This window comes from Paenibacillus senegalimassiliensis, assembly GCF_001486585.1.
In the GTDB taxonomy this organism is placed as follows: domain Bacteria; phylum Bacillota; class Bacilli; order Paenibacillales; family Paenibacillaceae; genus Fontibacillus; species Fontibacillus senegalimassiliensis.
Map to the genome: position 1 here is coordinate 154,585 of NZ_LN909045.1, position 21,038 is coordinate 175,622.

General features: G+C 52.7%; 17 protein-coding genes. All 17 read left to right on the top strand.

The features are described 5' to 3' along the window. The first annotated feature begins 1 nt into the window (after position 1). The 17 genes from BN3279_RS10715 to BN3279_RS10795 all read left to right on the top strand — a co-directional run bounded on the left by BN3279_RS10715 (position 2) and on the right by BN3279_RS10795 (position 20,882). The gene (locus tag BN3279_RS10715) at positions 2-757 is read left to right on the top strand and encodes an ABC transporter ATP-binding protein (RefSeq protein WP_059050699.1); all 756 of its coding nucleotides are present in this window, start codon (positions 2-4) and stop codon (positions 755-757) included. 21 nt (positions 758-778) lie between these two features. Continuing rightward, a complete protein-coding gene (yaaA, locus tag BN3279_RS10720) occupies positions 779-1,519 on the top strand; it encodes a peroxide stress protein YaaA (RefSeq protein WP_059050701.1) in 741 nt (246 codons plus the stop codon). Positions 1,520-1,542: 23 nt separating this feature from the next. Further along, a complete protein-coding gene (locus tag BN3279_RS10725; RefSeq protein ID WP_082673028.1) occupies positions 1,543-4,935 on the top strand; it encodes a HEAT repeat domain-containing protein in 3,393 nt (1,130 codons plus the stop codon). A 106-nt stretch (positions 4,936-5,041) separates the two neighbouring features. Next, on the top strand, positions 5,042-5,785 hold the full coding sequence (locus BN3279_RS10730) for an amidohydrolase family protein (protein ID WP_059051791.1): 744 nt from the start codon (positions 5,042-5,044) through the stop codon (positions 5,783-5,785). Positions 5,786-5,958: 173 nt separating this feature from the next. After that, positions 5,959-6,696, top strand: a complete 738-nt coding sequence (locus BN3279_RS10735; RefSeq protein ID WP_059050703.1) for a hypothetical protein — start codon at positions 5,959-5,961, stop codon at positions 6,694-6,696. 133 nt (positions 6,697-6,829) lie between these two features. After that, positions 6,830-7,858 (top strand): tripartite tricarboxylate transporter substrate binding protein, encoded by a 1,029-nt coding sequence (locus tag BN3279_RS10740; protein ID WP_059050704.1) that lies wholly within the window; start codon positions 6,830-6,832, stop codon positions 7,856-7,858. 44 nt (positions 7,859-7,902) lie between these two features. Continuing rightward, positions 7,903-8,331, top strand: coding sequence for a tripartite tricarboxylate transporter TctB family protein (locus BN3279_RS10745; protein ID WP_232436851.1), 429 nt, complete (start codon positions 7,903-7,905; stop codon positions 8,329-8,331). A gap of 34 nt (positions 8,332-8,365) precedes the next feature. Then, positions 8,366-9,877: a tripartite tricarboxylate transporter permease gene (locus BN3279_RS10750; RefSeq protein WP_059050707.1), complete on the top strand. Its 1,512-nt coding sequence runs from the start codon at positions 8,366-8,368 to the stop codon at positions 9,875-9,877. A 12-nt stretch (positions 9,878-9,889) separates the two neighbouring features. Further along, a complete protein-coding gene (locus BN3279_RS10755) occupies positions 9,890-11,839 on the top strand; it encodes an FAD-dependent oxidoreductase (RefSeq protein ID WP_059050710.1) in 1,950 nt (649 codons plus the stop codon). Positions 11,840-12,256: 417 nt separating this feature from the next. Next, positions 12,257-12,586 (top strand): 2Fe-2S iron-sulfur cluster-binding protein, encoded by a 330-nt coding sequence (locus BN3279_RS10760; protein ID WP_059050712.1) that lies wholly within the window; start codon positions 12,257-12,259, stop codon positions 12,584-12,586. Between the two features lie 45 nt (positions 12,587-12,631). Beyond that, on the top strand, positions 12,632-13,795 hold the full coding sequence (locus tag BN3279_RS10765) for an amidohydrolase (protein WP_059050714.1): 1,164 nt from the start codon (positions 12,632-12,634) through the stop codon (positions 13,793-13,795). Between the two features lie 177 nt (positions 13,796-13,972). Further along, the gene (locus BN3279_RS10770) at positions 13,973-15,370 is read left to right on the top strand and encodes an MmgE/PrpD family protein (protein ID WP_082673029.1); all 1,398 of its coding nucleotides are present in this window, start codon (positions 13,973-13,975) and stop codon (positions 15,368-15,370) included. A 16-nt stretch (positions 15,371-15,386) separates the two neighbouring features. Continuing rightward, a complete protein-coding gene (purB, locus tag BN3279_RS10775) occupies positions 15,387-16,763 on the top strand; it encodes an adenylosuccinate lyase (RefSeq protein WP_059050716.1) in 1,377 nt (458 codons plus the stop codon). Next, the gene (locus BN3279_RS10780; protein WP_059050718.1) at positions 16,760-17,776 is read left to right on the top strand and encodes a M14 family metallopeptidase; all 1,017 of its coding nucleotides are present in this window, start codon (positions 16,760-16,762) and stop codon (positions 17,774-17,776) included. Before purB ends, BN3279_RS10780 begins: the two co-directional genes overlap by 4 nt. Position 17,777: 1 nt before the next feature. Beyond that, a complete protein-coding gene (locus tag BN3279_RS10785; protein ID WP_059050719.1) occupies positions 17,778-18,290 on the top strand; it encodes a GNAT family N-acetyltransferase in 513 nt (170 codons plus the stop codon). Beyond that, positions 18,291-19,121, top strand: a complete 831-nt coding sequence (locus BN3279_RS10790) for an NADPH-dependent oxidoreductase (protein WP_059050721.1) — start codon at positions 18,291-18,293, stop codon at positions 19,119-19,121. 63 nt (positions 19,122-19,184) lie between these two features. After that, positions 19,185-20,882 carry a thiamine pyrophosphate-binding protein gene (locus BN3279_RS10795; RefSeq protein WP_059050722.1) on the top strand — a complete coding sequence of 566 codons (1,698 nt, stop codon included), beginning with the start codon at positions 19,185-19,187 and terminating at the stop codon, positions 20,880-20,882. Positions 20,883-21,038 lie beyond the last annotated feature (156 nt).

Here is a 21,038-nt window from a genome sequence, read left to right on the forward strand (position 1 = left end):
CATGGACATGATTACAGGTCATGATATGGTCAAAGCCTTTGGCGTAGGCGAGGAACGACGCCGTGTTCTGGATGGCGTATCCGTAGAGATTGGCGAAGGGGAGTTCGTAGCGGTGATGGGACCTTCCGGCTCCGGCAAGTCTACTCTACTGTTTGCGCTTAGCGGCATGGATCATCTGGACAGCGGGACGGTATCCTTTGCGGGCAGAGATTTATCTGCTCTGGATAGCGAAGAGCTTGCCAGCCTGCGCAGAACACAGATGGGATTTGTATTTCAACAGGCTACCTTGCTTAAGAATCTGAATTTACTAGATAATATTATTTTGCCTGCCGTTCGTGAGAATCGGAAGAATGCTCAGGGTATAATCGCCAGAGCGAAAATGCTGATGAGCAAGACGGGCATTGCGGAACTGGAGAAGCGGGATATAACCCAGGTATCCGGGGGTCAGCTTCAACGGGCGGGTATCTGCCGCGCTCTGATGGGGAGCCCCAAGGTCATCTTTGGTGACGAGCCTACTGGAGCGCTGAATTCCCGGTCGGCTGAAGAGATCATGGACATCTTCACCGATATTCATACGGAAGGAACGACCGTTATGCTAGTTACGTACGATGCCCAGGTAGCGGCTCGAACGCAGCGTATCTTGTTCATGCGGGACGGCAGCATCGTCAGCGAGATGCGCCTATCTAAGTATGAAGGTCATAGTATGGACAATAGAATAGGAGCGGTTACGGCGAAGATGCGTGAAATCGGAATATGATAGGAGAAGGAAAGAAGCCTCATGCGAATGATTATTTCACCTGCCAAGAAGATGAATACCGATACGGATATTCTGGATTATCGTAAATTGCCGGGATGGCTGGCCGAGACAGAGCAATTGCTGCAGCAACTTCAAGGGATGTCTTATGATGAACTCAAGTCCCTCTGGAAATGTAATGACGCTATTGCGCAGTTAAACGAAGAACGCATTCGGCACATGCAGCTAACAGAACGCCTGACCCCGGCGATCTATTCCTACGAAGGTATTCAATATCAATATATGGCACCGGGCGTGTTCAGTAAGCAGGAGCTGGATTATCTGGAGCAGCATCTGCGTATTTTATCGGGATTTTACGGACTACTACGACCCTTTGATGGCGTGGTACCCTATCGGCTGGAGATGCAGGCCAAGCTCGCCGGGCCCGGCTTCCGCTCTCTCTATGAATTTTGGGGTCGAAGGCTGGCTGATGCATTGTTCTCCGAGACCAATTGCATCGTTAATCTGGCCTCTAAGGAATATAGCAAGTGCATTACGCCTTACCTGGAGGAATCCACTCGCTTCGTAACCTGTGTGTTCGGCCAACTGATTGGCGACAAGGTCGTAGAGAAGGGAACGCTAGTCAAGATGGCCCGGGGCGAGATGGTTCGCTATATGACGGAACATCAGGTTGCATCTCTGGAAGAGATCAAGCACTTCGACCGGATGGAGTTTAAGTATAACAAGACGCTGTCCGATGAGCATACTTATGTCTTTATTCAATAATATTCCGAAGGAGGACCACCGGAATGACGGAGAGATTAATCAAATTCAATAGAGGTCCGTTAGATCACAAGCGAGTGCTCAAGGAACTAGACTCTCTGGGGTATTCGGACAGAATGAAGCGCATTGCCCTGCTCAGTCGTGAATACCAGGGGGACGAGCAATACTCAAAGCTGCTGTTATCCTTGCTGGACGCGGGGAGTGCCTATGAGGCGCATCTGGCTTTGACGGGAGCCGCTGCGGCTCATGATACTCAGACGATTCTGCTTGCGTTGAAGCATCCGAAGGCCGGGGTTAAATGTCGGGCCGCAGGGTTGCTGCCTGAGGTAGTTGAGGCTGAGAAATTCGCTATTGAACAGGAGATTGTTCAGATGTCAGCAGATTGCCGCCGGAAGCTGCTGCACACTATCGTAGTCGCCTACCGTAAGGATTGGGCCGAGCGTCTGCTGCCCATCGTGCTGACTCGCTGGGGAGGGCATGAGGCGGCAATTCTTCTCTCCGCATGTGGGGAGGAGACGGTCCGCACCCGGCTTCCTGAGCTGGGCTATGCATTACATAACTGGGGGATGTTGACCCGGCGTTATCCTGACCTTGTGGCGACCTATGTGCAAGCAACCTTAAGTGATGCACCCCTGCGCGAGAAGGGGGCTGTGTGGTGGAGATTGTCCACTGCCATGGAGACGTTAAGCGAACTGAGGCCAAGCCGCGTGCTGGAGTTTGCCTTGAAGCTGGGTCCATTAGATGTGATTCATCCTGTGTTGAGAGGACAATTGGGTCTCTTGATGCAAGCAAACCCGGAAGGGGTATTCAAGTTGCTGGCGCGCGAGGAGTCCCGAAGTGATTTCCTGAATCAGGGCGTGCCTCAGGGGATTTTGAAAAGGAGAAGCTTGTTCTCCATCGAACAATGGACGCAACTCGTCATTTTGCTGGCGGATAAGCCCCTACATGTGGCAAAGGTGTTAGATACCCTGGCACCTGCTTGTCGCGGAGCGATCTTTGCTGCGGTCTATGATGGAGAGACTCGGCGGATGAGTATTTTTCCCGAGCCGTTATTGGACGCTCTGCCGCATCAGGTACGGGACAGGGAAGCGGCCCGTATGCTGGGACTTCGTGATGTTCAAAATCAACGACGTCAGCTCATTCATACGACTGCCCGTCGTTCAATTACTCATGCTAGAGAGCTATTGGAGCAAGCCAGCCGTGCCTCCAGTCCGGAGGACCGCGCGCTTGCTTATGCCGGTCTCATCAAGAGTACAGCACTCTCTCGCCGTGGAATGGAAGAGAGCTTACGCTTCTTGACCCGCATCAAGAATGACCAGGATCTCGTTCGCGGTGCAGTGTTGGAGGAACTGGCTAGCTGCCCGGTAACGATCTTCGAGCAGCAGCATATTGAAGCCCTGAACGTATTGGTGGATAGCGTAATCGAAGCGCGAGATACTTCATACACCACAAGAACGGCTGTGGAGAAGCTGGCTTTTGCTTTGCTACGACACCATGCTCTATCACCAGAGAACGGACTGTTCCAATTTGCCTTAAGGACGTTTGGAAGATTGTCGAAGCGGGATGGACAATTGATGTTGCCCAAGGTGAAGTGGGAGAGCTTGCCGGATCAGGCGGCCGAAATTTTATTTGATGAAATTTATGCTCAGGGCGTGGAAGCCAACAAGCGGGAGAACTACAATTTCGTATTGCGCATGGCCGCATCGTTCGGGAAGCATGGGCATCGCTTGCCCAAGCTCCAGCTTCTGCTGGAGCAGTTAGTCAAAGCGAAGTCCGTATCGTCGCAAGCAGTATATCACTGGCTCGCACCTTATGCTACAAGAGATCAGAGAGTCAGAGAACTGCTGGACAGAGATCCTTCGTTTATTGCGTTCTATGAAGTCTTCGCCCATCTGCATCGCAAGCGTCAGGAATGGCTGGACCCGTTCATCTCCGGAGCGGCCATTAAGGGCAAGCACTTATCGGGGAAAACGATCTATCTTATACCCGCCACAGAGGGCTTCTATCGCTGGCTGCCCCGTCAGCAGAAGGCGCTGGGCCTACTGCTTGAGCGAGTTGCGTCCGATGGTAAGCGTAGCTTCTATGAACGGGCCAATGCGATTCGCAGCCTGGCTGCCCTGCCGGACTTCTATTCAGAGAAGCTGGCTATGCTGTTGGAGGATGAGGAGGTCCATATCGTAGAGGCGGCGCTTCATGCCCATTCCCTGCTGGAGGAGCCCGCGAAGGCGTTGCCGATTCTGATGGATCATCTCGATGGGGACCGGGCTCGCGTGGCGATGTATTCCATTCCCAGATGTGTGCGCAGGCTGGAGCCCGTCTTGTTGACTGCTGTGTTATCAGACCTCTTGAACCGGGAGCGGTTGAAGATAACGGTTAGAAAAGAAGCCATTCGCCTGCTGGGCGCCTTCCGCAGCGACGAGAGTCTTCCGCTCCTCATTCGCGAGTATGAGAAGCCACAGGTGCATAAGGATGTTCTTATTGCCATCGGTCATGCGGCCAGACAATGTCTGGACGACGAACGTAGCTGGACGATGCTCAGTTCTATGGCAGCTTCTCCGCAGCCTGATGTTGTGCGAAGTCTGCTGGGTCAGGGGCCAAATGAGCTTCCGGCAGCCGTTCGCTCACGATACTTGCAATTTATTGTGGAGGTGGCGAATCATCCCGAAGCATCGGTAGGCAGAGATGCCTTCTATGCCATGATTCCCTGGGCTAACGGGAACGAAGCTATCCTTGCCACAGCGGCCGGGCAAGCGATATTAGATTTGCAGAGCCAGGATAGCTTCAGATGGAAGGCGGCGGTGGAGGCCTTGCTTGTAGCTTGCCAGGAAGGCAAGATCAATGAACAGGTCCTCGCCGTATACAAGGCCTTGCTGAATGCCGAGATGAAGGAGTCATGGAATGCTACGGCGGAGCGTGACCTTCCTCATCGCCAGCGGCTGCTCAAATTAACGGATAAGCTCACCATTTTGCCTCAACTGGTGCGTAAGGTGTTAAGTCCGTTGTACCTGGCCCTAATTGATGAGCTGAAGCCAAATGCAACGATGGACAGAACGCGGATTAAGTTGTATTTGGCCGTGATTGATTGGAGCCGGACAGAAGAAGCGGAGACTTATCTGCAACACATTGCTCAAGTGGTGAACGGGCAACCCCATTTGTTAGACGATGCCTATAGTAAAGTCGCTCAAAGCTTGACGGCTACAAGCGGGGAGTGGAAGTCCGAGGAACTGCTGGAGCTGGTAGATCGGATGAGCACCCGGCAATCTTTTGAATCCAGCTATCTTGGCCTGGCTGTACTGAAGGTTGTGGGCAAAGTCTTAAGTTGGAATTCCCAGGCAGCAGGTCGCCTGAGAGTATACCGTAATCATGAAGAAGCGGCAATCCGCTCATGTGCGCTGGATATCTGGACAGCAGACGAGTAACAACAAGGACGAATACCACGGAAGCGTAGTTATGATGAACGGAGTACGGACCTATTTGCCAGCCGCTGCATTGCACTTTGTTTCCATGCCTGAGAAGGAGAAGCCCATGCGAATCTTTGATGCTCATTTTCATATTATTGATTTTGATTTTCCAATCCAAGAGAACCAAGGATACATGCCTCCCAGCTATGTGGTGGAGGATTATCAGCATGAGACTGAGGCTTTGAACGTATTAGGCGGAGCCATCGTGTCAGGTTCGTTCCAGGGATTTGACCAAGCTTATTTATTGAAGGCGCTCCAGCAGATGGGCCCTACATTTTGCGGGGTTACCCAGTTGCCTTATACGACTACCGATGAAGAAATTATCAGGCTGGATCAAGCTGGGGTCAGAGCGTTGCGTTTCAATATCAAAAGGGGTGGGTCGGAGGATTTAAGCCATCTCGACCATTTGGCCAGAAGGGTCTACGATCTGGTGGGGTGGCATAGCGAGCTTTATATGGATGCCAGAGAATTATCCGAAGTAGCAGCAATCCTTGAACGCTTACCTGCGGTATCCATGGATCATTTGGGCTTATCAGAAGCTGGATTGCCTCATCTATTGAAGTTAGTGGATAAAGGCATGAGGGTGAAAGCGACGGGCTTTGGACGTGTGGAGTTAAATATTGAGCAAGCGTTATGCTCAATCTACGATGTCAATCCTGACGCGCTTATGTTCGGAACAGACTTGCCATCTACCCGGGCCAGAAGGCCTTTTGAAGTGGCAGATATTGCGTTAATTCAGCATTTATTCGATGATCAGGCAGTCGATAAAATTTTGTTCACCAATGCTATGAATTGGTATTTTAAATAAGCTTGTGTCTGAGTAATCAAGAGGGTACCCTACAGCAACGACAGAAAATCGTGCTTGGGGTACCCTTTCTGCATGCGTTCATTTCGAGGTATGATATATAACATCAATCCAGGCACCTTGCTGAAACTTCGGACTGTCGATTACGGAGATAAAAGTTAGAGAGGAGAACTCACATGAATAAGACACTGAAAGCTCTAGAAGAAGCTTACTATATGGCAATAAGCCTTAAAATAAATCGCGAAGACAGAAGAGACTTCCAGCAAAATTTCCAGAAACAATTGGTCCGGGAACTGAATTTTCACTTCATTGGAGAGGTGGAGATTTATAGTCACCGGTTCGCCGCAGAGAAGCATGGCGACTTCCAGAAATGGGACTACCTTGTGCTGATCCCCGTTCATCAGGTGGACCAGGCTGATTCGATGTTTGCTCAGTTAAGCAAGAGCGAGCTTCTCTCGCGGTATGAAACGATCCGAACGGAAATGCTCGTCACCACCCCTAACAGCACGTATCCAGTCCCAGGGGAAAAAGCGCAGAAAAGAAAAATTTCTCCTTTTTATGCGGTTGAATATGTAGATGTGCACCCGCCTTACCTGAACGAATTCCGCGATATCATGATCACCAATAATGGTCCGGCCATGCGCTATATTATGGAAAATGTAGGTTGGTGCCATTATTTTCTGGCTCTGGAGACGACCAAAGTATATGCTCATCATTCCGACTATCCAACGTGGAATCAAATTCATGTCATCGGTTTATATCCCGATGCCTTAGTCCGTTATAAGAAGGATTTCTCCAAGGGCTTGGCATTGGCCAAACAGATTACGTTTGATGACAACTTTGAACGTTTAAAGAAGATTAGGACGATGTTGTACAAATCCTTAGGCGGAAAAGTGTCTGATCGCGATAAATAAGTGTCCCCCGAAAATTTTTGTTGACAAAGTTCTACAAAGTTTTTATATTCAAAACATACTAAACCACTTGGATAAAATGATTTAACGCAGCTCAGAGACAAAAATTTTCAACATGTGAAGGGGACAGAAGGATATGGCAAAGAAATGGTTCAGTCTCGTCTTGGTAATTACCGTGGTTTCATTGCTTGCCGCTTGCGGAAATGGTGCGGGCAAGAATGGTACGACAAATAATACCGGGGGAAATACAGCGGCTAATACAAGCGCAGCAGATAGCTACCCGGAGAAAAATATTGAATTCATCGTTCCGTTCAGTGCAGGCGGGGTCTCGGATATTCTCACACGTAGCTTTGTAGAAGCCGCTACGGGCATTATTGATACAACTATTACTGTCAAGAACGTTAACGGTGGTTCCGGTACTGTCGGCAACTACGAGTTGGTTCGGGCGAAGCCGGATGGATACACATGGTTATGGGCGGCGACAGGTCACCTGTCCTCAGCGCTTCATATTACACCGGCTGAATACACCATGGAGGATTACACGATCGTTAATAAAATCGGGGATATGGTTGGGATCATCGTCGTTCCTAAGAATTCTCCGTTCCAGACCCTGGAAGATCTCATTAACCACGCCAAGGCTAATTCGGGTGAACTGACGATTGGTAACCCCGGTGAAGCTACCGTGGTAGCGATGCTGGCATATTTGCTGGAGGATCGTACCGAAGCGACATTCCAACACGTTCCATTCCAGGGTAGTGGCGAATTGCTCCCGGCCGTTCTCGGCGGTCACGTAGATGCAGGGATCATGAACGTGCCAGAGGTAGCTTCCCAAGTGGCAGCGGGAGAGCTTCGCGCATTGGCTGTGTTGAGTGAGAATCGTGTCGATCAACTCCCTGACGTACCCACTATTTCTGAAGCTGGTGTAGATGGAGTCAGCGGGGGTGCAGGTCACTTTATCGTCATTCCGAACAACGTAGATCCAGCCATCGTAGCGAAAATCGACGAGTTGACCAAGAAGGTATATGAATCGGATAAATTCAAGGAGCTTATGGCGCAGGCAGGCTACCAATTAGGCTACAAGAACGCAGAGGACTCACGTGCCGAGGTTGAAGCTTGGTATCAAGCCACTGGCGAAATCTATGAGAAGTTAGGAAAAACTAAATAATGAGCCGTCCTGTTTTCCTCGCCCGTATCCTGACTGCCTTCTTGATGCTGGGAGCAGGAATTGTTACACGAATACAAACAGCCGGCTTGCCCTTTGGGACTCTCAAACGAATAGGGTCGGGATTTTTCCCGACGCTATTCGGCAATTTAATGATCATATTAAGCTTATGCATGCTAGTTTCGTTATTCATGGCCTATCGCCGCGGGCAAGTCAATCAAGTGGAGACAGAAGATATCATTACTAGCCTCAAGGGGTTTGGCGTGTTTCTGGCCATCCTTATTGGTTTTATCCTGATCAATCATTTTGCTGGCTTTGTTATCGCTTCTCTGGTGGCTGTATTCGCGGCAGGCTTTGCGCTTGGGTTAAAGGGTTGGCGCTTGTGGGTGCTAACGGCAGCAACGACCCTGGTGATCTGGCTGGTGTTCGATCTTTGGCTGATGTTATCATTGCCATCCGGAATATGGTTCTCTTAACCTCACAGCAACTGCGATTGGAAGGAGCAGCAACATGTCAGAACAAATTATAGAAGGTATATTAGCCGCCTTCACCTTTAAGCACCTGCTTATCTGCTTGCTGGGTGTCGCTTTGGGAACGTTGGTTGGCGTACTGCCGGGACTCGGGCCCGTGGGTGCCATTTCGATGCTTTTACCAATTACTTTCTCCATGGAGCCCTTGGCAGCTCTGATTCTTATTGCGGGTATTTACTTCGGCGGGATGTACGGCGGATCGACCACCTCGATCCTGGTGAATGTCCCGGGAGAAGCAGCCTCGGTGGTCACGACCCTGGACGGGTATAAGATGACGCAGAAGGGCCGAGCGGGTGCCGCCTTGTCCATTGCAGCGATCGGATCGTTCGTGGCGGGTACAATTGGAGTAATTCTCTTAACCTTTATGGCCCCACCCTTGGCGCGAATGGCCTTGAAGTTCGGGCCCCCGGAATACTTCTCCATCGTCCTTGTCGGCTTGCTGGTCTTGTCCCGGATGACCGATAAATCGCTGATCCGCAGTTACTTGCTGATTGCTTGCGGTATCGTCATCTCGGTAATCGGTATTGATCCGGTCAGTGGTGGCCTACGATTGACGTTTGGCTTGCCATCTCTGTTCGATGGGCTGGATTTTATCCCTGTTATTATGGGGCTGTACGGCTTAAGCGAGGTTCTGTCCGCTTGGGAGAACAACGATACGAAGCCGGTTAAGGCAGATTTGTCATTTAGAAAATTGCTGCCCACCAAAAACGAATTCAAACGTAGCACAGGACCGATGGTTCGCGGAGGGCTGCTGGGCTTCATTATGGGCCTGATTCCTGGCCCGGCCAGTATTCTTAGTACCTATGCCTCCTATGGTCTGGAGAAGAGACTCTCCAAGCATCCTGAGGAGTTTGGTGAAGGCGCGATTGAGGGCGTAGCCGGACCCGAATCGGCCAATAACGGCGCGAGTACAGGGGCATTGGTTCCCTTGCTGTCGTTGGGTGTTCCATTCTCTCCGCTGCCAGCAATTCTGCTGAGTGCCTTTATGATTCAAGGGATTACGCCGGGGCCGATGATGATTCAGGATCATCCCACCATCTTCTGGGCGCTTATTGCCAGCATGTATATCGGGAATGTGATGCTGCTGATTCTTAATCTGCCTATGGTTGGTCTCTTCGCCAAGATTGCTCACCTGCGCTCTGCGGTGTTAATGCCTATCGTGCTGATCTTTTGTATCGTGGGTGCCTTCTCGGTCAGAAGCAGCATGGCCGACGTAGTCATCATGGTAATCTTTGGTGCTTTGGGTTATCTGCTTCGCAAGGCGAAGATGGAACCATCTCCGTTGGTGCTGGGTGTGATGCTCGGTCCAACGCTGGAAAATTCGTTCAACCAATCCACCCTGATCTTCAAAGGGGATCTGACGATGTTCCTGACACGTCCGATTTCCGGAACGTTGTTGATTTTGGGAATTCTGGTCACGGTATGGCCGCTAATTATGAAGCTGGTTCGCATGCTCACTTCAAAAAACAAGCACACAGCAGCTAAAGAATAGAGGGCTCGCGATATGAAAAAGGTAGAGACCGTATATGATGTCATTGTAATAGGCAGCGGGGGCGCCGGGCTGAAAGCAGCGTTGGCCTCCGCCGAGAAGGGGGCCAAGGTGCTCGTCTTGACCAAAGGCGAGCCGCAGCGTTCGGGCGGAACCTTGTCCGCACATTACTCCTTCTGTGCGGTCCCTCCTGTCTCCTCTGCCGGAGATACCCCGGAACAATTTGCAGAAGATATCATTCGTTCAAGCGAGGGCATCAGTGACCCGTCGCTTGTTCGTGTATTAACGGAGCAAGCGTATGATGCGATCGCCTATGCGGAAGAATTGGGCGTCAAGTTCGACCGTACCGAGGAGGGTGGCGAGCATCACCTGGGCTGGTTGGCCGGGCATACGCATGCCAGAGCGTTTCATGCAGGCAATGTGGTCGGCCGTGACTTGACCAGAGTGCTGATGCGGCGGCTCACCAAGCAACAGGTCGATATCCAGGCCTTTACCCAGGTGCTTCAGTTGCACGTGGACCAAGGCCTGTATAAAGGCCTGTTTGCGTATCACCTGCCAACAGACGAACTGCGCTACTACACTTCCAAATCAGTAATTATTGCCACCGGCGGCGGCTCGCAATTGTACGAATTAAATACGAATCCGGTGGAGGCTACCGGTGACGGGTATAGCCTGGCGCTGCAAGCAGGACTGGAGCTTGTGGACATGGAGTTCGTGCAGTTCTATCCTACCGTGTTGGTAGCTCCGAAGGGAACGCGGGGGTTGATGTTCAACTCGGGCATCGTTATTCCCCGCGGCGCGACGATCAAGAATGCGGGTGGCGAAGACGTGTGGGAGCGGAATGAGGCAGGCGATCTCAAGCAAGCTACTCGGGACACGATGTCCCGGGTGATGGCCGCCGAGATTGCAGCGGGCTACGGAACGGAGCAGGGTGGCCTGATCGTCGATGCCTCTGCCGTGGACGATAGTGATCTGCCGCAGTTGCAGCAGCAGCTCTTAACAGACCTGGGGGTAGACGGTGCCTCCAAGCGGTATGAGGTGGCCCCCGGGGCCCACTACTTCATGGGCGGCATCCGCATCGATCCCCGGGCAGGGACCTCCGTCTCCGGCATCTTCGCCGCTGGAGAATGCACGGGTGGCCTGCATGGCGCCAACCGGCTGGCCGGAAATGCGCTGTCGGAGAATCAAGTCTTCGGCGCTATCGCCGGATATGAATCGGCCGAATATGCGCTAAGCCAGCAGGGGACCGGGCCGCTGGGCTCCAATGCTGAAATAGCGGGTCAAGGTGACGGAAGTGATGTTGATCAGAGTGCTACAGCAGATCAGAATGAAGAAATCACTGTAGGTCAGAGCGAGGGAAATGTTGAAGAGCAGAATGGTGGAAGTTTGGCAGTAGCACTTAGTCAATTCCAGGCCCGTTGGGGGTTTGTATTTGACCAACGTCAGGCGGCAATTGGCAGTGAGGCCAGCAGCGCTGACGGCGAAGGTAACGAGGGCCGAAGCGATGATGATAGAGGCAGAAGCGAAAATTTCCAAGGCAATGAAGGCGTAGCTAATGCTGGCGACAAGCATGGTCACAAAGAGGGCCATATTGTGGCCTGGACGAAGCAACTCAAGAGCCTGATGCAGCGCGACGTAGGCGTCAATCGTTCGGAGGAGCGGCTGCGCCTGGCCCTTGAGGAATGCGAGGCGATCGAGGCGGCCCTGTGCAGCCACTTCGCACCGACGCATCCAAGCTTGCCTTATAATCGCGAGCGAATGAAGGCTATCGAGCTCCGGCATATGCTGCTGGTGGCCAAGGCGGTCATCTATGGCGCGCTGGAGCGGCGCGAGAGCCGGGGTGCCCACAACCGGGCCGATGCTCCCGGCAAGCAGCCAGAATACCAAGCGAGCATCGCGGTGAGCTACAACAGCGATTCCCCTCGTCCGTGGTCACACACATTGATTGCGCGGGAGACAGAGTGACTTTACAGGGAACGCGTAAGTACGGAGCAGGATAAGAAGAAGCACAACACTTAATTAAGTAACAAGAAAAGGTACCACGTACAACTCAACTTATAATCTACTCTACTCATACTCTACTGGCGGCTGTTACCTTAAGGTTTGCGAGTAAAGTTGGGCTTTGTGAAGGAATTAGCAGGAAAAACTCCTGCTAATTCGCGGGATATTGGCAAAATAACGCATTTATATGGAATTTCTCCCGCTAATTATGGCGATTTTGCTGTCTGGTAGCTGAAATGGACAAATTAGATGGAGGATTTCCCGTTAATTAGTTGAAAAGGGCTAGAATCGGGGAATTAGCGGGAGGTTTTCCCGCTAATCTATCTTATGAGAGTGGCGGACACAAGTCGAACTACTCGAACAGGAACAGGGGGTGAAGGCATGCCGGAAGTAAGGCCAACAACCAAACGACTGTATGTCGAGAGAAGAGAACATGCTGAGGCAGAGCCCTATACGGCCTGCTATGACATTCCCTATGAGGAAGGCATGACCCATATGGATGCCTTGCGTTTCATCGCGGATGAGGTGGACCCGAGCTTAGCCTTCTATGAGCATAGCTGCAAGCGAGGGTTCTGCGGGGCGTGCCTGATTCAGGTGGATGGCAAGAAGTTGTTAAGCTGCCGGTCGCTTCTGCCTTCTGATCTGGAAGAGCAGGTCATCAAGCCCGCGCTGAAAGTAGACAAGGATTATTACCCGAAAGTGGATAAATAGATACAAATAGATACAGAGGTATATCAAAGAAAGGAAGGATTCAACATGAGCAGAAGCGAGTGGTTGAAGCAAGAGGCGGCCAAGCACAGTGAAGCCTGGTCAGCCATGCGGCGCGAGCTGCATCAATATCCAGAACTCTCGAATGAGGAGTTCGAAACGACGAAGAAAATTCGGAACTGGCTGGAGCAGGCGGGGGTAACCTTGCTGCCTTTTCCGCTGCCGACAGGTGTGCTTGCCGAGATTAAGGGTGACAAGCCGGGGCCGGTTATTATGCTTCGCGCGGATATCGATGCTCTGCCTATTTTTGAGGAAGCGGATGTCGATTACAAATCCAAGGTGGACGGCAAAATGCATGCGTGTGGGCATGATTTTCACACCACATCGATGATTGGCGCAGCTACCCTGCTACAAGCCAGACGTGAGGATATTGCGGGCACGATACGCATTCTATTCCAGCCGGCGGAGGAAATCGCCGTGGGTGCCAAGGCGGTAATTGAGGCCAAAGCGCTGGATGGCGTGCAGGCGATCTTTGGTATGCATAACAAGCCGGAGCTGCCGGTAGGAACGATTGGCTTGAAGCCTGGACCGCTGATGGCTTCCGTGGACCGTTTCGAGATTGAAGTGTACGGAAAAGGCGGCCATGCCGGGATTCCGAATGCAACGGTGGACCCGATTGTGGTCAGCTCCGCCATTGTCTCGGCTTTGCAGACGGTGATTAGCCGCAACGCCAGTCCTCGTCATTCCGCTGTGGTCAGCGTGACCCGACTGGAGTCCGGTACGACCTGGAATGTGATTCCGGATACGGCTCAGATGGAAGGGACGGTTCGTACCTTCGAACCGGAAGCGAGAGCGGCGATCCCTGAGCAGATGCGCCGGGTGGTGGAGCAGGTAGCTGCCGGATTCGGAGCAACTGCGAAGCTGATTTGGCACGGTATGCTATCTGCAGTGCAGAATGATGCGGCAATGGTAGAGATTGTGGCCGAGGCGGCGGCCTTGCAGCAGCTAACTGTGGTTGAAGCCGAGCCAACGATGGGTGGCGAGGACTTTGCTTTGTACCAGGAGCTTATTCCCGGTAACTTCCTCTGGATGGGAACCAGCGGTACGGAGCAGTGGCATCATCCCAAGTTCACGCTGAATGAGGGAGCGATTGAGGTGAGTGCGGCTTTGTTTGCGGAGACGGCTCTGCTGGCGCTGGAAAAGCTGGCGTAAAGGCTAGCTGATGGAAAGAAGCAAAGTAGTCAAGGAAGCAAGCTAGCAAGCTGGTTAAGGGCGCAAAGTAATCAAAGGAAGCAAAGTAGCTATGGACAAATCAATTTGCTGGAACATGTGTAGTTAGACTATGGCAGGTCGCAAGCGGCGCGAGACTCAGCAGAAGGAGGCGGGAGAATGGCTCATCAAGCGGATGCGGAAGGATGGACACGGCAAGTCGCTGAATTTGCCGCTAACACTCCTATTTTATGGACAAGCGGGCTTAAGGATAAAATCTACGACGGGATTACGGACTGGTTAGCTTCGACTTTGGCTGCCAGACAGGACCCTATGGCAGAGCAGCTTTTGCGGTCATTAGGTTATACGGTTTCGGATGCGTCCCTCCAGCCATTCCCCTGCACGGTTGTCGGCCGCAGCGAACGGGTTTCGGCATTGGATGCGGTCTTTATCAACGGGTACTTGGCCCATGCGCTTGATTATGATGATGCACATGAGGATGTGAGGGGTCATCCCAGCGCGGTCCTGCTATCCGCCTTGATGGCGGAAGCCGAGCAGTGGGTCAGCCCCGGCCTGGCCCTCATGGAGGGCTACCTCATCGGCATGGAGACGATGTGCCAGCTTGGACGCTTGTTGGGCGCTGCCCATTATGAGCAGGGCTGGCACACCACCTCCACCGCGGGAGGGATCAGCGCCGCGGTCGCCGTCGGGCGTATGCGCGGGCTGACCACAAGGCAGCTACAGCACGCGATCGGGCTAGCCGCGACGCAGGCCGGCGGCCTGCGTGTTCACTTCGGCACCCCGGTTAAGCCGCTGCATGCGGGATTGGCTGCACGAGCCGGGGTGCTCGCAGCCAGAATGGCAGCGGAAGGTGTGGAAGGTGCAGAGGAAGTGCTGCAGGGGAAGCAAGGCTTCCTGCATATGTACCGCCACGGCCGGGAAGGCGAAGCGCTTGACACCGCTGACTGGGGCAAGCCTTGGCGGCTTGAGGCCCCGGGCCTGTGGTTCAAGAAGTACCCCTGCTGCTCGGCTTCATATCATGCCATTGATGCAGCGAATACCCTCTGGGAGCAGCATCGTTATGCTCCAGGCGATATTCAAAGCGTCAAGCTGATTTATCCGCCGGGCGGGGATGCCGCTTTAGTCATCCGCGAGCCCCGGAACGGGATGGAAGGCCGCTTTAGCGCTGAGTACATTGCCGCTCTGAAGCTGACGCGCCCGGAGCTGTCTCTGCAAGATTTTGAAGAACAGCCTATAGATGAAGCCATATTACAGTTAATCGGACGATCTCATCGGGAGTATCGTTCTGATATCCAGGTATCCCCCGAGGCCATGCCGAAGGGGAGGTTCACCATTGTTGAGGTGACGAAGCGGGACGGGACAACGGCTTCGGCTCGCTGCGACGTACCGAATGGCTCTCCAGGCAAGCCACTGACACCAGAGGAGATGGCCTACAAGTTTAGACTTGCAGCAGAGGGGACTTTTCAAGACACGAATGAAGCATTCCAGCGAGTACGGCAGCTTGATGAGCTTGAGCAAGTAGCTGATTTATGGGTTGGCGCACAACGACTACAATAGGGGAGGAACTACAATTATGCCATCACATGTCATTGATATGATCATGATGCAGAACAATTTTGGAACAGCAGAAATGCGCGAGGTGTGGAACGACGAGAGCCGCTTGCAGAAGCATCTGGACGTCGAAGCGGCTTTGGCTCTGGCCGAAGCGGAGTTTGGCCTGATTCCTGCCGAAGCAGCTCGTGCTATTGCCGATGCCGCTAAGGTGGAGAACATGGATATTCAGGCTATTGCGAATGAAGTGCTGAAGGTGAAGCATTCCCTCATTCCAACCATCAAGCGCCTGCAAGAGCTGGCAGGTCCAGAGCATGGCGAGTGGGTCCACTATGGGGCCACAACTCAGGATATCGTCGATACTGGCTTCATGCTGCAATTGAAGGAAGCCCATCATATTTTGGTGCGGGATACGAAGGCGGTAGCGGTAGAGTTGGCCAAATTAGCCGAAACCTACAAGAGCACCCCAATTGCCGGACGCTCGCATGGGATGCAAGGATTGCCTACCACTTTTGGTTTTAAAATGGCAGTTGTGCTGGATGAAATCATCCGTCATCTGGACCGGTTGAAGGAAGCCGAAGCCAGAGTGTTTACAGGTGTGCTTGGTGGTGGCGTGGGTACGCATGCTTCCTTCGGTGAGCAAGGACCGGAGATCGAGCGGAGAACGATGGATAAGCTTGGCCTTAACACGGCGAACATTTGCTGGCATTCGTCCCGTGACCGCTCGGCGGAATATGCTGGAACCGTTGGCATGATCTCTGCCACATTAGGCAAGCTGGCTAATGAGTTCTACAATTTGATGCGCACGGAAATCGATGAATTGGAAGAGCCGTTCACTTCCGGGAAAATTGGCTCGACCACCATGCCACATAAGCGGAATCCTGCTGCACTCGAAGGCGTAGCTAGCCTGGTGAAGCCGGTTCGCTACAATGTAGCTTTGGCACAGGAGTGTATGATCGTGGAGCACGAACGCGATGCCATGTCCTGGCGTGGTGAATGGGTGGCTATTCCGGAGAACTGTATTTACGTGTCAGCACAACTCGCTTCTATGAAAAACATATTAGCAGGCTTGATTGTGAAGCCGGACCATATGCTGCGCAACCTGAATGCGCTTGGCGGCTTGCTGCTGTCCGAACGTGTGATGTTCGTGCTGGCTGGCCCACTTGGCAAACAAACGGCTCATGAAGTGGTATATGAATTATGTATGGAGAGTGTAGAGAAGGACATTCCGTTCCGCGATGTACTGATGAGCGATGAGCGGGTCACCGCCGTATTTACAAGAGAGCAACTGGAAGAGGTCATGGATCCGTCCACCTATCTTGGCAGCGCCCCACAAACCGTCGACCGCGTACTCGCAGCAGCAAGACAAACAGGCTATCTAACGGAGGATGCGCAATGAAGACAAATATACAATGGGATCATTTAATCGCGGAGCCCGGCCAATCGGTTAGTGGCTATGTCAAGGTAGGAGAATTGTCCAATTGGGCTACGGTGGAAATGCCGGTCATGATCGTAAATGGTGTGGAGGAAGGTCCGGTGCTTTGGCTCAACGGCGCCATCCATGGCGATGAGTTGAACGGTCCTATGGCCATTCGGGAGGTCTTCCCTCAGCTTGATCCAGCCAAGCTCAAAGGAGCCGTCATTGCTACGCCGGTCTCCAACCCTTACGCCTGGCAAGCCCGGCGGAAGAACACGCCGCAGGATGAGCTCGATATGGACATGCAATTTCCCGGCAACCCGAAGGGAACCTTGTCTCAGCGCTTGCCGTACTATCTTTTCGAGAAAATCAAAACTTACGCGACACACCTGATTGATTTTCATTCCCTGGGGACTCCTTATGATGCCTTGCCTTATACCGTCTATAAAAAAGTACCAAACGATCAAGTCGGGGCTAGCGAGCAAGGGGAGCGGATGGCGCGTGCCTTTGGTGGCTCCGTACATTGCTGTGTGGATCTGAATGGCAACTTGAATGAGTTGCCGGGCAACGTAGCTGGTTTTCTGGATGTTCAGTGCCTGATGCATGGCATTCCGGCCTTTATGACGGAGCTTGGATCAGGTGGCCAGATTCAGCAGGATATGGTGGACTATGGCCAGCGGGGGATTTGGGCGGTGTTGCATGAGCTTGGTATGTGGGCGGAAGCGCCTGAGCCGCCGGTGCATACGCAGACCAAAACGTTGACGAAGCGCAAATTCATTTACGCGGATCGAGGCGGGTTGGTGGTTCAGCAAGCGCCAAGCGGCAGTATTGTACGAAAAGGTGAGCGGATCTGCTCTATCATTGACATGTTCTCGGTGGTGCAAGAGGTACTGGCCGAAGAAGACACCTATATTATCGCCAGTCGCAAGAATCCGCCGGTAGACGCCGGGGACCGGGTTGCCTTTGTTGGCGTGGAATGGAGAGAGGACCAGTAATATGACGACATTTCGAATCGCAACAGTAGAGGATGCACCGGAAATTCAAACGTTGTCGCATAAAGCGTACGCCTCCGTTCGCGACCTGGGTATCAACTTTGCAGCGGCAACGGCCGATTTGGCTACCGTGGAGAAGAATATCCGCAACAATATTTGCCTGGTGATGGAGGAAGACGGCAAAATTATCTCAACGATCTCCGTTCGTCTGCCTTGGGGGCAGCAGCCTGGGCCATTTGGATTGCCGCATGTCTGGTGGTTCGCGACGGACCCCGATGTGGGCCGCAAAGGAATTGGTCGTGAGATGATTACCTGGGCGGAGGAAAGCTTCGTCCGTGATACGTTAAGAGCTCCTGCCGTGTCTCTGGGCACAGCCGAGGAGCACCCGTGGTTAATTGAGATGTATGAGCGCCGCGGCTATGAGATCATGCATAAGAAAGCGCTGGGACGGGGACATATCACTGTGTTTATGAAAAAAGTGCTGAATCCTGCGTTTTTAGAAGGGGAGGATCATTAAATGAGTGGAGATCGTTACGACATCGACGGCATCACACCTCACGAGGGACTGCGTAATCCAGTCATTGATCAATTGGTTCGCCACAAATCGGTCCGCAGCTTCGAGCCGGGTCGCCCCTTGGAAGAAGGGGTCATCGAGACGATGCTGACCGCAGCGCAAAGTGCCCCGAATTCCTCGAATTTTCAATCCTGGAGCGTCATTGTTATTGAGGACCCGGAGCGTAAGGCGCAGTTGATGCAGCTATGTGACAATCAGGCCTTTATTGGGGAGTCCTCGGTGTTCCTGGTCTTTTGCGCGGATGCTTCCCGGCATAAATATGTAACGGATCGTCAGGGATATCCGTTCAACTCGGATTATCTGGAGCTGCTGCTGGTATCCAGCTTCGATAGCATGCTCGCCGTGCAAAATGCTTCAACTGCCGCGGAATCGCTGGGCCTTGGCTGCTGTATGGTAGGAGCTATTCGGAACAAGGCCCGTGAAGTGGCCAAGCTGCTGAAGTTGCCTCCATTGTGCTATGCAACCGTCGGGCTCGCAGTAGGTTATCCTGCGCGTGACACCAAGGTGAAGCCACGTTTGCCGCAACAGGTGATCGTTCACCGTGAAGAATATTCGACGGCTGCGCTGGAAGAGGGAATTCAGGCCTATGATGCGAAGATGGCGAATACGGGTATTTATGAGGGACGGCGTATTAACATCCCCGGTGTCACACCGGAAGTGGAGCCGGAGCATTACGGCTGGCTCGAGCATACGGCCAGACGCATGGCGCGGGGGAATGATTTCCGCCGTGATTTGGCCCCATTTTTGACGGAGCATGGATTTACCTTGAAGTAAAGAACCAGTCTGGACAAGCCCAAGTTTTATTTTTTTGAACTACCTCTAAGGGAGGGCTCAAGCATGAGTAAGCAAACATCAGAAGCATCGGTAAGACTGGGACGCGATCTCTTATTCGATATGCTGACGGCATATGACATTCCTTATGTATTCGGAAATCCAGGGACCTCGGAGTTGCCTTTCATCGACGGCGCTGAGCAGTACGGACATATTGAGTATATCTCCGCCTTGCATGAGGCGAATGCGGTATCTATGGCGATGGGTTATGCCCGCCAATCCCACAAGCCAGGGGTGGCTATTGTGCATGTGGCCCCCGGACTGGCGAATGCCATGGGGAATATCTATAATGCCTACCGGGCAGGTATCCCGCTGGTGATTATTGCCGGGCAGCATCATAGTGATTGGCTGCTCGGGGAGCCAATTCTGGCGGGGGATCATGTGAAGCAGGTTGAGAGCATGACGAAGTGGGCCCATGAAATTCGCAATATGGCGGAATATCCTGTGGCTATGCAGCGTGCTTTTAAGGTAGCGATGACGGAGCCGAAGGGCCCCGTATTCTTATCTGTTCCGTACAACCTTTCATTGACACCGACCGAGGCACGGATTGGTAAGCCTGAGTTGTTCGAGCAGGCCATCTCTGTATCGAGATCATCGGTAAAGCTGTTTTTGGATAAATTATTGAGTCATGAGCGAATCCTGTTGATTAGCGGGGACCAGGTCGGAGATCAGCAGGCGGTGGGTCTTTTGCAGGAATGGGCAGAATTGCTAGGAGCACCGGTTATGGCGGAAGGGATGCCAACGCGGCAAAATATTGACTCCGCCCATCCCCAATATTTAGGCACATTCCCTATGAATGCGGGCGTCATCAGGCAGGTATATGCGGAATGTGATGCCCTGGTGATGGTCGGTACAACGGTCCAATTGCCGGCAGCGTTGTCTGATGGGTTGGGACTTCTGGTCGAGGATCAGAAGCCGGTGTTCTATATCCAGCAGGACGCCTGGGAGATTGCCAAGAATCCAGGTCTTGCCTACGGATTGCAGGGCTCCGTTCGTGGATTGCTGGAGCAGCTTGTCGAGGCAACTTCCGGTCTGTTGACCGAAGCCCTGCAGCAAGTAGTGCAGGAAAGAAGGAGCAAAACAGAGGAAGCCGCCGCGCACAGGCGGGAAAGCTTACAGAAGCAGTTAGAACAAGACCGGGCGGAGGAGCGTATTACGGCTTCGGTGTTGGCTGCTGAACTGAATCGTCAACTGGAGCCATTGCCTGAAGGCAAGTTCACGCTCGTGAATGAGGCGGTCTCCAATTCGGTGGCCTTCGTGCAGCATATGCATCTGTGGGAACCCCATCAGTATACCGCGGGTAAGGGGGGAGGCCTTGGACATGGCGTAGGTCAGGCCCTTGGCATCAAGCTAGCCGACCCAGAGCGAACGGTGGTCTGTGCCGTGGGTGACGGCACCTTCTTGTATTATCCGCAGATTTTGTATAGCGCGGTGACTTATGACATTCCGGTACTGTTCCTCATCGTACAAAATGAAGCTTATCGTGTCTTGAAGCAAGGTCTTCAGGCGATGGGAGAGCCGCTGGGTCATAAGGACATTCCTTCTCTGGAGCTTGAGGGGGCCGCCCATATGTTGAAGCTGGCCGAAGCCTTCGGTGTTGAAGGGGAGACGGTACGAGACAAGGAAGCATTGGCTCCTGCGTTGGAGCGGGCGCTTTCGAGAAGTCAGAAGCAGCCATACATGTTGGAGGTTTATGTAAAATAAAGCTGATGGTTGGTTCTGACCAGGCTCGGGAGATTTGAAAATGCGAGTTCAAAAAGTCGGGTTTACAGGACCAAGAAGGCTGGATTCAAGATTCGATGCCGAATCTACTCCTCGAACTGCTTCGTTCTGGGAAGACGACTTTTTGAACAACCTCTA